General features: G+C 41.6%; 14 protein-coding genes. 1 reads left to right on the top strand and 13 read right to left on the bottom strand.

The features are described 5' to 3' along the window. From queA to Q0039_RS00865, 7 genes are all read right to left on the bottom strand, one after another. A partial coding sequence (gene queA, locus Q0039_RS00895; protein WP_297507621.1) for a tRNA preQ1(34) S-adenosylmethionine ribosyltransferase-isomerase QueA occupies window positions 1-1049 on the bottom strand: 1049 nt, incomplete at its 3' end. A gap of 94 nt (window positions 1050-1143) precedes the next feature. Beyond that, window positions 1144-2409, bottom strand: a complete 1266-nt coding sequence (locus tag Q0039_RS00890) for a 3-phosphoshikimate 1-carboxyvinyltransferase (RefSeq protein WP_297507618.1) — start codon at window positions 2407-2409, stop codon at window positions 1144-1146. Window positions 2410-2499: 90 nt separating this feature from the next. Further along, the gene (locus Q0039_RS00885) at window positions 2500-2826 is read right to left on the bottom strand and encodes a nucleotide pyrophosphohydrolase (protein WP_297507615.1); all 327 of its coding nucleotides are present in this window, start codon (window positions 2824-2826) and stop codon (window positions 2500-2502) included. 207 nt (window positions 2827-3033) lie between these two features. Next, window positions 3034-3486: a D-aminoacyl-tRNA deacylase gene (gene dtd, locus Q0039_RS00880; protein ID WP_297507612.1), complete on the bottom strand. Its 453-nt coding sequence runs from the start codon at window positions 3484-3486 to the stop codon at window positions 3034-3036. Between the two features lie 148 nt (window positions 3487-3634). Further along, window positions 3635-4600: a ribosome small subunit-dependent GTPase A gene (gene rsgA, locus Q0039_RS00875; RefSeq protein ID WP_297507609.1), complete on the bottom strand. Its 966-nt coding sequence runs from the start codon at window positions 4598-4600 to the stop codon at window positions 3635-3637. 35 nt (window positions 4601-4635) lie between these two features. Next, the gene (locus Q0039_RS00870) at window positions 4636-5721 is read right to left on the bottom strand and encodes a bifunctional 3-deoxy-7-phosphoheptulonate synthase/chorismate mutase type II (protein ID WP_297507606.1); all 1086 of its coding nucleotides are present in this window, start codon (window positions 5719-5721) and stop codon (window positions 4636-4638) included. A gap of 33 nt (window positions 5722-5754) precedes the next feature. Continuing rightward, a complete protein-coding gene (locus tag Q0039_RS00865) occupies window positions 5755-6075 on the bottom strand; it encodes a hypothetical protein (protein ID WP_297507603.1) in 321 nt (106 codons plus the stop codon). A 260-nt stretch (window positions 6076-6335) separates the two neighbouring features. Here Q0039_RS00865 and gldA point away from each other — a divergent pair, with 260 nt between their 5' ends. Then, window positions 6336-7241: a gliding motility-associated ABC transporter ATP-binding subunit GldA gene (gldA, locus tag Q0039_RS00860; RefSeq protein WP_297507600.1), complete on the top strand. Its 906-nt coding sequence runs from the start codon at window positions 6336-6338 to the stop codon at window positions 7239-7241. Here the strand turns inward: gldA and Q0039_RS00855 are convergent. From Q0039_RS00855 to Q0039_RS00830, 6 genes are all read right to left on the bottom strand, one after another. Further along, on the bottom strand, window positions 7238-7981 hold the full coding sequence (locus Q0039_RS00855; RefSeq protein WP_297507597.1) for a head GIN domain-containing protein: 744 nt from the start codon (window positions 7979-7981) through the stop codon (window positions 7238-7240). The genes gldA and Q0039_RS00855 overlap by 4 nt on opposite strands. Before the next feature lies 1 nt (window position 7982). Next, complete coding sequence (locus tag Q0039_RS00850; RefSeq protein WP_297507594.1) at window positions 7983-9074, bottom strand: acyloxyacyl hydrolase; 1092 nt, start codon at window positions 9072-9074, stop codon at window positions 7983-7985. 195 nt (window positions 9075-9269) lie between these two features. Next, entirely contained in the window at window positions 9270-10226 is a 957-nt protein-coding gene (gene metF / locus Q0039_RS00845; RefSeq protein WP_297507591.1) for a methylenetetrahydrofolate reductase [NAD(P)H], read from the bottom strand. 167 nt (window positions 10227-10393) lie between these two features. Continuing rightward, entirely contained in the window at window positions 10394-13507 is a 3114-nt protein-coding gene (locus Q0039_RS00840) for a vitamin B12 dependent-methionine synthase activation domain-containing protein (protein WP_297507588.1), read from the bottom strand. Between the two features lie 30 nt (window positions 13508-13537). Next, window positions 13538-14047: a hypothetical protein gene (locus tag Q0039_RS00835; RefSeq protein WP_297507584.1), complete on the bottom strand. Its 510-nt coding sequence runs from the start codon at window positions 14045-14047 to the stop codon at window positions 13538-13540. A 47-nt stretch (window positions 14048-14094) separates the two neighbouring features. Next, a partial coding sequence (locus tag Q0039_RS00830; RefSeq protein WP_297507581.1) for a homocysteine S-methyltransferase family protein occupies window positions 14095-14682 on the bottom strand: 588 nt, incomplete at its 5' end.

Here is a 14682-nt window from a genome sequence, read left to right as displayed (position 1 = left end):
TATAATATCAACATCGCATCGCCATACGAGTAAAAACGGTATTTTTCTTTTACCGCTTCTTCGTAGGCTTTTTTCATCAAATCGTGTCCACAGAAAGCCGAAATCATCATCAACAAGGTCGATTTTGGCGTATGGAAATTGGTTACCATACAATTGGCAATGCTAAAATCATAGGGTGGGAAAATGAATTTATTGGTCCAACCGTCATAAGGATTTAAGGTTCTGTTGGACGAAACCGAACTTTCGATTGCGCGCATCGAAGTGGTACCAATACAGCAAACGCGACGCTTATTTTCGATGGCCTTATTCACTGTATCACAAGCCTCTTGTGAAATGCGCAGTTCTTCCGAGTCCATTTTGTGTTTAGACAAATCCTCTACCTCAACCGGGTTAAACGTCCCTAAACCTACGTGAAGAGTTACCTCGGCAAAATCGATTCCTTTAATTTCTAAGCGCTTCAGTAAGTGTTTTGAAAAGTGCAAACCTGCAGTAGGTGCTGCAACAGCTCCTTCTTCTTTGGCATAAATCGTTTGGTACCGCTCGGCATCGTCATCGGTTACCTCGCGGTTAATATATTTTGGGATAGGTGTTTCACCTAATTCTTTTAATTTGTAACGAAACTCTTCGTAAGAACCGTCGTATAAGAAACGTAACGTACGTCCTCGCGATGTGGTATTGTCAATTACCTCGGCCACCAACGAATCGTCTTCACCAAAATACAATTTGTTACCGATACGAATTTTTCGTGCGGGATCTACTAAAACATCCCACAACCGTTGCTCAGAATTTAACTCACGCAACAAGAAAACTTCAATACGTGCCCCCGTTTTTTCTTTATTTCCGTACATACGTGCGGGAAATACTTTAGTATTGTTTAAAATCATTACATCACCGTCATCAAAATAGTCGATAATGTCTTTAAACAACTTATGTTCAATTTGCCCAGTACTGCGGTGCACCACCATCAAGCGCGACTCATCGCGGTTTTCTGCTGGAAATTCTGCCAATAATTCTGGGGGTAAATGGAAATTAAAGTGGGATAGTTTCATCTTTTTATAGCCTTTTAAATTAGAACACTTTGTTTCAAAACAAACGGCTACAAATATACTACCGCCAAAAGGGCGTTGTCAAGTAAAATCGGATTTATTTTTCGGACATTGAAAAGTGGATTCCCAGCTGCTCCAAATCGTTCCAAAACTCGGGGTACGATTTACTTACGACCTCCGCATTTTCAATTACCAACGGCACACGAAGTGCCAGCGGGGCAAATGCCATGGCCATGCGGTGGTCTTGGTAGGTTGCAATTGTACAATTGGCATGCAATTGTGCCGTGGGAGCCAAGGTAAGAGCATCGTTGGTAAAGGTAACGGTTGCTCCTAGTTTTGTAAGTTCGTTGTATAACGCCTGCAAGCGATCGGTTTCCTTGATTTTAAGCGTTTGCAAACCGGTTAACGAACATCCAATCCCTAATCCGAGACACGAAACAACGAGGGTCTGCGCTAGGTCGGGCGTATCGCTTAGGTGGGCTTCAAAATGGGCAACCGGTGGCAATGCTACTTTGGTTAACCGGATCTGATCCTCGGCCAAAAATTCGGTTTCAACACTTAATTTGGCATACAAAACTGCCAAAATATGATCGCCTTGTACACTTTTGGGTTTGAATCGCGACAGGGTGATTTGAGTCCCTACTGGAGATAAAGCAATTATGCTGTACCAATACGATGCCGACGACCAATCGCTTTCAACTCTTACAATCGTTGGTTGGCTTGAGATTACTTTCGGTTGGTAGGGGGAAACAGTTACCACATTGCCTTCAAACGAGGTACGAACCCCAATGGCATTCAACAACGCCAAGGTCATATTTATATAGGGTAATGACGTAATCGCGCCGGTTAAGGTAAGCTCCAAACCCTGCTCCAGCGTTGGTGCGATGAGTAAAAGTGCTGAAATGTACTGACTGCTCACATTGGCAGGTAGGGTTACTTGCGAACGGGTTAGTTTTTGCCCATGAATGCGCAAAGGGGGAAAACCCGGTTTGTTTTCATAGGTAATCACCGCACCCAATTGAATTAAGGCATCGACTAGCAGTTGGATTGGGCGCTCTTGCATACGAGTCGAACCTGTGAGCAACACTTCTTTTCCTTCTTGAATGGCGAAAAAAGCGGTTAAAAAACGCATCGCAGTACCCGCATGATGCACATCAATGAATACGGGATTTGAATTGCTGTTTTTAGACTTTTCAAGTGCTTGAATCATGACTTCCGAATCATCGGAATTGGAGGCATTTTCAACTTGCAAATACGGATACAAAGCTTGTAATAACCGCAAGCGATTGGTCTCCGATTTGGAACCCGATACTACAAGGTGTACTCCCGACCGCACGGTCGATAATGCCAACGTACAATTCATTTAAAAATTTATTTTTGAGTAGGAATTATTGAAGTTCATAGTTATTACAGAAAGCTAAGCACTAATCGCTCAAAGCCGAACGCAAACAACCTACTTCAATTTCTCGTTGTTATGATGGCGGTCATGGTCGCGTTGCGTTTTCAAAGCCATTTTTTTATCAAAAGCGGCTTGCAAATCGACTCCGGTTTGATTGGCCAAACACAATACAACAAAAACCACATCGGCGAGTTCTTCGCCTAAATCTTTATTTTTATCGCTTTCCTTCTCCGATTGCTCTCCGTAGCGGCGGGCGATAATTCGGGCTACTTCGCCCACTTCTTCGGTAAGTTGTGCCATATTGGTTAGCTCATTAAAATAGCGAACCCCATGATTTTTAATCCAATGATCGACCTCGAGTTGGGCATTTGTTAGATTCATCGTTTTTATTTTTTTCTGTTAGTCAAATAGTTCCTTATTGCTGGATTGATAAACACCTCAAACAAGCCCATTGCAGCTCCAAAAAATATTCCCGAATACAGTGCGTGAACAAAAGTTCTATTGGTTTCGGTGAAATACATTAGCATACCAAATAGAGATCCATAACAGACAAAACCAACGCAAAAGGTGACGTATTTTTTGCGCATCTTATTCTCGATTTTTGGTATCAATAAGGATCGTTACGGGTCCATCATTGCATAAATCAACCTGCATGTCGGCACCAAAAATGCCCTTTCCAACGGACTTACCCAAAAGACGCTCTATTTCTTGAACAAATGCTTCATACATAGACATTGCGTGTTCGGGACGCGCTGCCCGAATATAGGAAGGTCGGTTGCCTTTTTTAGTTAATGCATGCAACGTGAACTGACTCACCACAATACAATCACCCGAGTGCTCGTTTAACGCAACATTCATCACTCCCTTTTCGTCAGCAAAAATGCGCAAATTCACAATTTTGGCTGCAAGCCACTGAACGTCCTCCATCGAATCGGCTTCTTCTATACCCAACAAGACCAAAAGTCCCGATTGCATTGCAGCAACACACTTTTCTTCAACGGTAACCGATGCTCGAGAGACTCTTTGAATGACCGCACGCATGATGAACTATTTTAAATTTTGAATGCTCTATTTTAAATTTATTTCAACTAAACCTGTATACTACAAACTGATCACTGAACACTGATCACTGCAAACTGCAAACTGCAAACTGAACACTGATCACTGCAAACTGAACACTGCAAACTGATCACTGCAAATTCCGGCGTTCTTCGGCATATTGATCGCTCCGGTATTGTTCGTCATCGCCTTCTAAAATTTGCATATAACTTCGGTAGCGTGACCAAGCAATTTCATCGGCCTCGAGCGCTTCTTTTACTGCGCAATGCGGCTCTTCTTTGTGTAGGCAATTGTTAAATTTACAGGATTCTTTACGCGCAAAAAACTCTGGAAAATAATCACTAACCTCATGTGGTTGCATATCGACCATGCCAAACCCTCGAATTCCCGGAGTATCAATAATTTTTGAATCAAACGACAAATCAAACATTTCGGCAAATGTGGTGGTATGTTGCCCTTGTTGGTGGGTACTCGATAGAGCAGCGGTACGCAAATCCAACGCAGGTTCTAATGCATTAACCAATGTAGATTTCCCTACCCCAGAATGCCCCGAAAACATACATACTTTGCCTTTCATAAGGTTTTTTAATGCATCCAAACCTTTATTTTCTAGCGCCGATACGCGCAAACACGTATACCCAATCTGACTGTAAACATACTGTAAATACAATTGCTCTTCTAGGGTCGCTTCGTCATACGTATCTATTTTATTGAAAATCAACACGGCTTCAATACCATAAGCCTCAGCGGTAACTAAAAAACGGTCGATAAACGAAGGCGTTGTAGCAGGATTGTTGATGGTAACCAATAAAAAAACAACATCAATATTGGAGGCGATAATATGAACTTGTTTGGAAAGATTGACCGATTTTCGAATGATATAATTCTTCCGATCTTGGATATGATGAATTTGACCGATTGTCTCGTCGGTGGATTGATCCAAATCAAAATCGACTATATCCCCTACTGCTATGGGATTTGTACTCTTGATTCCTTGAATACGAAATTTTCCTTTGATCCGGCAATCATAGAGCTGACCGTCGTCGGTTTTAACGGTATAGTTACTTCCAGTCGATTTATACACCAATCCTGTCATACTGCAAAGATAATTGAAGATGCCTTTATTAAATGTTATTCTTCTTTAAATACTTTTTCTTGATGGGCAATACTTTCTTGGTGAATGGCTTTAAAAAACTGGACAATAAAGGCTTCACTCAAATCGCGTTGCAACCCTTCATGCACCATCCGTTCTAAAATATCGTTCCACCGTTTATTTTGCAAAACGGCAACATTTTTTGTCTTTTTTAAGGCGCCAATTGCTTCAGCAACCTGCATCCGTTGTCCTAAAATATCCAATAGTTTAGCATCAAAATGGTCAATTTTAAGGCGCAATTGCACCAATTGATTTTGATATTCCCCATCGGCTTCGTCGGGATTGCGCACAACCAGTTGGTCTAGAATATGCTCAAGCTGCTTGGGGGTTACTTGCTGTGCGGCATCACTCCAAGCGGCATCGGGATTGCAATGGGTTTCAATCATCATCCCGTCATAATTGAAATCCAACGCTTGTTGGGTTACTTGAAAAATCATATCCCGCTTACCCGTAATATGCGAAGGATCGATTAAAAGTGGGATTTCGGGGTATTTACTTTGAAAATCAATTGCAATTTGCCACTCGGGATTATTGCGATAATTGGTTTTTTCGTAGGAAGAAAAGCCCCGGTGAACAACACCCAACTTTTTAATTCCTGCTTGCCGTAACCGCTCTACTGCCCCTATCCAAAGCGATAAATCGGGATTAACAGGATTTTTTACGAGTACAATTTTATCGGTATTTTGGAGTGCATCGGCAATTTCTTGGACAGCAAAAGGGTTTACGGTGGTACGCGCGCCTATCCAAAGCACGTCAATATCGTGGGCTAAGGCCAATTGTACATGCGCAACAGTAGCAACTTCTACCGCCATTAACAAACCGGTTTCGGCTTTGGCTTTTTGGAGCCACTGTAATCCAATTTCGCCCACTCCTTCAAATCCACCGGGTCGCGTTCGTGGTTTCCATATTCCGGCACGGTAGATGGACACTTTCGAATTTTGAAGATCACGGGCAATTTGCAGCGCCTGACTTTCGGTTTCGGCACTACAGGGTCCGGCAATTACCAATGGATGGGATAATTGAAAATCATTCAGCCAGGTTGGGTTTGTTTTTTTTTCTTTCATGGAAACTGCTTTAAATTCGCATACGGCATGTCCCTATTTGTACTGTTGTGAAACGACTCTTTTTTGCCCGTTTAATAGATACAGAAAAGCCGTCAAGAATCCAAAGGATATAAAACCAACCGTCCACATTAATTTCTCAGCACTAGAGATGCGTTTTGATTTTTGAACTTCAATTATCCCAAGGACAATATATCCTAGCGTGGCTAAAAGTCCGACAACCAATAGTACGGCTGTCCAATTGGAATAAATATGTATTATTTTAAAATAAGCGCCAAACAGGGTAAAAATGAGCGAGATGGAAAAAACAATTTTAAAATAATTATACGCTTTCATGAATTCAAATGATTTCTTCAAAATTACTACTTTTTGTGTGAATGTAGCCTACCTGATTTGCAACAAAAGCAACCGTTTTTTTTCAATCGACATACGTTCTCGGGAAAACATGCGTTAAGGATTGAGGCCTTGCGGAGCTCGGCCAAGGCAACGCGGGCAGCGACGGGCGAAAGCCTGACTCCACCTTAATCAAATAAACATCATGGCGTCAACGATACGGTGGGGTAACGCCCAAAAAATTGAATGAGAATCAGTACCTTTGTGTCAAAATTAATTACGTTATGTCTATAGAAGTTCACGCAATTTCAAAATTTTACGGTTCGCAAAAAGCTTTAGATGCGGTTTCATTTTCAATAAAAAAAGGCGAAATCGTGGGTTTTTTGGGTCCGAACGGCGCCGGTAAATCGACTTTAATGAAAATCCTAACCACCTTTTTAAACGCCGATGAAGGAAGCGCCTTGGTGAACGGACATGATGTAGCAACGGCACCTCTTGGTGTTCAGCAATCGGTTGGATATTTACCCGAACACAACCCGCTGTATCTTGATTTGTATGTGCGTGAATATTTGGCTTTTAATGCCGATGTATATAAAGTACCTAAAGCGCGTATCGAAGAAGTCATTGCCTTAACCGGACTTACTCCAGAGGCCCATAAAAAAATTGGCGCGCTTAGTAAAGGGTACCGTCAACGGGTTGGCTTGGCAACTGCATTACTCCACGATCCCGAAGTGTTGATTTTGGACGAACCTACAACGGGGCTCGACCCTAACCAGTTGGTAGAAATTCGCAATGTGATTCGCAATGTTGGGAAGAACAAAACGGTTTTTCTTTCGACTCATATTATGCAAGAAGTGGAGGCAATTTGCGACCGTGTAATCATTATTAACCACGGAAAAATTGTAACCGACAAGCAGCTCGACAAATTGGTTGAAGAAGTCACCGTACAATTGGTCGAAGTGGAGTTTGATCAAACGGTACCTGAGGAATTGTTTGCTCAATTAACCGGACTTACCCATTCCAAAAACAGTAAAGCCAATTTATGGGAGCTTACCTTTCATACCGAGGAAGATCCGCGCGCCCTAATTTTTGACTTTGCTACTGCAAATGGTTTACGGGCACTTCAAATTGTGGCTAAAGCAAAAAATCTCGAGCAAATTTTCCGCGAAAAAACGGCAAAGAAAAATTAATGGTAGATCACATAACCTTGGTAGGTGGAATTTAAATTCACCAACGGAGGGGTGTTAAACAACTCGACATTGCCTGTACTGACTAAAGATCCCGTTATACTTTGCATTGGATAAAGAAACATATCGTTGGTGCCGCGGTGGTAAACTTCGATTGTATTGGCTTGCAATTGGGAAGCTTCTAAACGGCCATCACCCGCCCAAAAGTTGACTTTCAACGCTTGTGTTGTTCCCGAAATATAATAGCGTGATACGTTATTATTATCGACCAACAATGTAGTCGAATTGACAGCAAGTCTAAAATCACCCGTCCCGGCTCCCGGCAATCCATCGCCTTCTTTGTCCATGGCATACAAATGCAAATACGGATAGGTTAATACACCTTGAGAAACCACATCTTGTTCAGATTTGGAATATACTTCCTCCAAATTGGGTGCCGTGATAATTGCTTTTGCCACACCAAATTCCCGAACCCAGTTGCAGGTTGATTGGTCGCGAATTTGCAGCACATTTCCGTTTTGTGTGACTTGGATATTCTCAATAAAATTTTCGCCCGACTGTAAAACAACCTTATAACTTGGGCCTTGGATAATTTCGACTCCAATGCCGCGAAAAATTTCCAAACGCGTAAAGGGCGCAACCGCCACCTCCCGCGTAACGGTAGCTCCAGCCGAGGTAATACAATCTGAAGGCTTTTCACAAGCCACTAAAAGCACCCATAAAAAAACGATTCCCTTTTTCATCTTATAAACGTAATCCTATTCCAAATTCGATTGCTTCTGCAAGAAACATATGTGTTTTTAAACTCAAGGCCGAAAATACTTTCGATGTCCAGTAGTACTTCATCCCGATACGATCGTAGACCGGTATTTCATTTTTCAATGGATCATAAAAATAATACCCAACTTGGGCTTCGAGCGACATGCGGTTGATATATAATTCATAGCCCACAAACACTCCAGCTCTTTTATAATCGGTATTGGGATCTATATTTGCATCGGGAAATGCTGCCGATTTATATTTTATAAAATCTTTAAAACTTTGAGTCAAAAACAAATCGGCTCCCAACTGCACCCCGCTCTTTCGGTTCAAACGTTTATCAATATAGGCGCCCAAATGATACAACGGATGGCGTCCGCTATTGATTACCGAACTCTCGTTAAATCCGGTGCGAAACACCATATTATAATGCAGTTTTTCACGGTAATTGGTGCGTAAGCGAAGGGTATCGGGGGTGTTAATAGGGGTCGGCTTTTCCAAATTACAGGTCAGACCCAGATTGACACCATAGGTATTGATCCCGCTATTGGGCGACTTTGATCTACCGTTGGAATAATGCGTAAAAAGCAACCCTGCCGTGAGACCCATTCTATTTTGAAAAAAAGGTTGTCGGTATTGGAGTCCGATATTAATATTGGCCAGTAACGTACTCCCAAACGCTTTATTTTTTGAATTGGTAACCTTATCATACGGTTGATTCATGTAGGCTAATCCGGCTGCTGTTTTAACCGTTAGGCGCGGAAAAAAGAAAGCAAAATCATAATATCCACCCGCAGCCCAACTGTGCCCCAAAAAACGGTTGTTGAAGTCTTGGTACATTAAATAAGCACCGTATGAAGGATAATTATACGCTTTATGCCATTCTTCTTGGCCATGTGTTTGAAGATTATAGTTGAATACCACCCCTTCTGGATGCCCCTGCAAATGGTACAAATCGGGGGTATGTGGCATAACATTTCCACGAAAAAAACTCAACTCAAAAGAAGAGGTTGTGGTGTTGTTTTGAGCCGTTGCGAACTGCAGCAGTAGAGATAGCAAAACAACAATGTAGCGCATAATACAATTTTTTCCAGCACAAATATAGAAGAAATAATAAATGGTATTGCTTCGTTTTTCAATGGAGTATTAGAGCACGATGATTTGCCTTTTATGCGACAGTATACATTATATTATGGGGACTATAACAATAATAGCAAATGTTGTGCTTTGAACTTTTAAACTGCAGACCTCTCCAATGATGTAGTGCAATTATTAAAACACTTCTTTTGCAATAGCCTGAATATTGTCGGCTCTTCCCATCGAATAATAATGCAATACGGGTACACCTGCTGCTAGGAGTTCCTTACTTTGCGCAATACACCATTCAATTCCAATTTGTCGAACCGCATCGTTGTCTTTTGCTCGCACAACCTCCATTATCAATGCATCGGGCAACTCTAAACTAAAGCGGTGGGGAATCAAATTCAATTGCTTTTTGGTTGCAATTGGTTTAAGACCCGGAATAATGGGAACCGTAATTCCTGCTTTTCGGCATTTGGCTACAAAATCAAAAAATTTCTGATTATCAAAAAACAATTGCGTAATGATATAATCGGCTCCATTAGCAATCTTTTGTTTTAAAAAATGAATATCCGAATCCAAACTGGGAGCTTCCATATGTTTTTCCGGATACCCCGCAACTCCAATACAAAAATTGGTTTTTGCCGTATTTTTCAAATCTTCATCCAAGTAAATCCCACGGTTTAAATTGCTAATTTGCGCGACCAGTTCAGTGGCATAATGATTGCCGTCTTTCTCGGGTTTAAAATAGGTTTCCGTTTTTAAAGCATCGCCACGCAGGGCTACAACATTATCAATCCCTAAAAAATCCAAATCAATTAAAAGGTTTTCGGTATCTTCTTTAGTGAATCCGCCGCACAACACATGAGGAATTGCATCAACATTATATTTCCCTTGAATGGCGGCACAAATCCCAACCGTCCCTGGGCGTTTTTTAACAATTTTCTTTTGCAACAACCCATTATCCAATTCTTTGAATTCATATTCTTCACGGTGATATGTAACGTCTATAAACGGCGGTTGAAATTCGATTAAGGGATCGATACCATCAAAAATCGATTGAATATTCTGGCCTTTCAATGGTGGCAAAATCTCAAAAGAAAACAAAGGCTTTCCTTGCGCATTTTCGATATGTTGGGTTACTTTCATCTATTTTAAATTATATATTTTGAATTTTAAATGAGTCGTTATTTTGTTTCATTTTTTGGGCGCGTCCCCGTTAAGGAACACCCTGCATCGAGTTTACTTTGGAGCAACGGGGCCGGGTTATCCGCGGTGCATGGCACCTTGCTACTACCCCTCGCGCGCACCCTGCACTAATCACTAATCTCCCCTTTGGGGGTTGGGGGGCTACTCACATTCGGCGCCAACCACTGTTGCGCTTTCTCGATAGCTATTCCACGCCGTTGGGCATAATCTTCTACTTGGTCCGATTTAATTTTCCCTAGTCCAAAATACTTACTCTCCGGGTGCGCAAAATAATAACCCGATACCGATGCTGCCGGCCACATCGCCATGCTTTCGGTTAGGGTTACACCAATTCGTTTTTCAACATCCAATAAATTCCAGATAGTTGGTTTTTCCAAATGATCAGGGCAAGCCGGATAACCCGGAGCGGGACGTATTCCTTTATAATCCTCGGCAATTAGTGCTTGATTGTCCAGTTGTTCATCACTAGCATAGCCCCAAATTTCTTTACGTACTTTGAGATGCAAGTACTCTGCAAAAGCTTCGGCCAAACGATCTGCTAATGCTTTAACCATAATCGCATGGTAATCATCCAACTCTTTTTCAAATAGGACCGCTTTTTCATCAACTCCAAAACCGGTCGACACACAAAAACAACCTATATAATCTTGAATACCCGTTTCTTTTGGGGCAATAAAATCGGCCAACGCAATATTGGGCGCACCTGCCGTTTTCTTTGACTGCTGACGCAGAGTTAGAAAGGTTGTGGGATTGGAGTTATCGGTTGTCGATTGCACTTCGATATCATCGTCGTTGATCGTATTTGCAGGGAATATACCCACCATTCCTTTGGCGGTAAACCAGTTTTCATCAACGATTTGCGCCAACATTTTTTGGGCATCGTCAAACAACTGTCGCGCTTGCTCGCCAACAAGCGTATCGGTAAAAATTGCGGGGTATTTACCAAACAATTGCCAGGAATGGAAAAACGGAGTCCAATCAATAAACGGGACCAAGTCGGCCAACGCTACCTGCACCTCTTGCACTCCTACAAAATTCGGTTGGGCAGGTTGGTAGTTGGACCAATCCAACGCTAATTTGTTGGCGCGCGCTTGTGGGAGGGTAAGGTATTCTTTTTCACGACTGCGGTTCAAATAATTTTCACGCAATTGTTCATATTCTGAACGAATTTGAGCTCTATAAACTGCTTTATTTTCGGGGTGTAATAGATTGCTTGCTACCGTTACAGCCCGCGAAGCATCGTTCACTTGGACGATGCTTCCCGAATATTCGGGCGCAATTTTTACCGCTGTATGCGCACGCGATGTTGTAGCACCTCCAATCATAATCGGTATCGTACTATTGATGCGCTCCATTTCTTTAACGAGATAGACCATTTCATCCAATGATGGGGTAATTAAACCACTCAGTCCGATAATAGCTACATTTTCTGATACAGCGGTTTGTATAATCTTCTCGGGTGGTACCATTACCCCCAAATCGATAATTTCGAAGTTATTACAAGCCAAAACAACCGAAACGATATTTTTACCAATATCGTGCACGTCACCTTTTACAGTAGCCATGAGCACCTTTCCAGCTCCCCCCGCCCCCGAAGGAGGAGCTTTCAAATCTGCTAAAATTTGAGTCAGCACTTTTTCAGTCTCATAAATAACTTCATCATTAGTGAATCGAATGACATGATAACCTTCACTTCGTAACCAATCCGTACGTTCAATATCGCTCTTTTGGTTTTCAGGCAATTGATGAATCAATCCATCTACTTCAATTATAAGATTTTCTCGTAAACAAATAAAATCTGTTATATACTGTCCAATAATATGCTGCCGTCTAAACTTATATCCTTCTAATTTTTTTCCACTTAACGCTGCCCATAGAATTTCTTCTGCTTTTGTTGGTTTGAATCGCATTTCTTTTGCGTAGTTCTTTAATAAACCATATACTCCAGGATTTGCAGTTTCCCAGTATTGAAGTGGTTTAACTCCCCCTTTGGGGGTTGGGGGGCGCTTACTCGCCTCAATAAACGGCAACAAATACGCCACCGCTTTTTTCATAACCCGAGCCGATTTTACTACTTGAGGCAAAAACATTTTGCCAGACCCAAATAAATCGCCCACTACATTCATCCCATTCATTAAATATTGTTCAATCACTTGAATCGGTTTGTCTACTTGTAAACGCGCTTCTTCAACATCCTGTTCAATAAATTCGTCTAAGCCTTTTACCAATGAATGGGTAAGTCGCTCTTGAACCGAAGCATTGCGCCATAACTGTTGGGCTTTGTCTGTAGTCTTGGTTTCCGATTTTAAATTTTCGGCATAATTCAATAACCGCTCGGTTGCGTCGTCACGGCGATCCAACAATACATCTTCGACATACGTTAGTAACTCAGGGTCAATTTCGTCATAGATTTCCAACATTTCTGGGTTCACTATACCCATGGTCATTCCGTGTTGAATGGCGTGGTATAAAAATGCCGAATGCATGGCTTCACGCACTTTGTCATTTCCGCGAAAAGAAAACGACACATTACTCACACCACCCGAAACATGCGCGTACGGTAGGTTTTCGCGAATCCAATGGGTAGCCAAAAAGAAATCTAAAGCATTGCGGCGGTGTTCTTCCATACCGGTTGCAACGGGAAAAATATTGGGATCAAAAATAATGTCTTGCGGTGCAAATTGAACCTTTTGGACCAAGATATCATAACTGCGCTTACAAATTTCAATACGGCGCGCATAGGTATCGGCTTGACCAACCTCATCAAAAGCCATCACGATAACGGCTGCTCCATAGCGTTTGATTAATTTGGCGTGGTGAACAAACGCAGCTTCACCTTCTTTAAGAGAAATAGAGTTGACCACTCCTTTACCTTGGATAACTTTAAGTCCGGCCTCAATGATTTCCCACTTCGAACTGTCGATCATCACCGGCACGCGCGCAATATCGGGCTCTGCCGCAATTAGGTTTAAGAACTTTGTCATGGCTTCTACGCCATCGAGCATTCCCTCGTCCATATTGACATCGATGATTTGTGCGCCACCCTCCACTTGAGCTCGGGCAATCTCGACAGCAGCTTCATAGTTGCCTTCCTTGATCAAACGCAAAAACTTGCGGGAACCTGTAACATTGGTCCGCTCTCCAATATTGATAAAATTACTTTCTGGCGTAACAATTAACGGTTCTAATCCCGATAGCCTTAAAAATTTTGATTCTTCCATAGACTTAATAAAGCAAAGAATATATGAATGCTAATTGGACAAATAATAGTTGACATCAACCAACTGAATCGATTGCACAAGACCTAAATTCAGAGATGCCTCTTTTTCATATGAAAAAACACAACTTGAGTTGGGACCAATTTGACCACAACTTGAGGTAGCTCCGTTTAAAAAACCAGAGGATGATAACGTACCATCTACATTAAGGGTAATATAGGCAAAACCATTAATCGTAAAATTATTGAGATTATTAAGTTGGATATCAAATTTGAGTCGGTTGGTGTTATTACCCGTATCGGGTGTAAATTCAAAGTTCAATACTTCATAGGAAAAATTTTCAAGGGGTACTTGCTCTTGAATAGGAGTTACAACATAATCGCAGGGAACTACTGCTGCACTTTCTGGAATAAATGAACTGCCGGAGGGAGTAATTATCGTTTGACTCGGAATTGTAATCGTTTTGGTACAATCTTCAGCTGAAGAACAACCCAAAGTAAAACAACTTAATAGGATTAAAAATAACTTTATAATTTTTTCCATTTTTTTCGGAATTAAAATTTTTTGATTTAAATTAAGGTATAAGATATTTATTCTTTGAATAGTTGCATTCCAACAATTCTTCTTGGTTTAAATGCTGCTGCCACATCGGCAATCGCACGAATATGCTCGGGTGTAGTTCCGCAGCATCCTCCAATAATATTGACTAAATTTTCGTTTAAGTACTCTCGTATCAGTGCTTGCATTTCTTCTGGAGTTTGATCGTATTGGCCAAATGCATTGGGTAAACCCGCATTCGGATGTGCCGAAATATTGAGTTGCGTATGTTGCCCTAAACGTTTTAAATAGGGTTTTAATTGATCGGCACCTAATGCGCAATTAAATCCAATACTTAAGAGGGGTATATGCGCAATTGAAATCAGAAAAGCTTCTACCGTTTGCCCCGATAAGGTGCGCCCTGAAGCGTCGGTTATAGTACCCGACACCATCACAGGTATGTCCAATTGACGTTCTTCTTTCACTTCCTCGATGGCAAATAATGCCGCCTTTGCATTGAGGGTATCAAAAATAGTTTCTACCAATAGTACATCCACTCCACCATCAATCAATGCTTCGACTTGCTGGCGGTAGGCGATTCGTAAATCGTCAAAAGTTACCGCTCTGAAACCCGGATCATT

The organism is Flavobacterium sp. (genome assembly GCF_027484945.1).
In the GTDB taxonomy this organism is placed as follows: domain Bacteria; phylum Bacteroidota; class Bacteroidia; order Flavobacteriales; family Flavobacteriaceae; genus Flavobacterium.
Note: the sequence above shows the minus strand (reverse complement) of the source record. Positions and strands in the feature narration are given on the sequence as shown.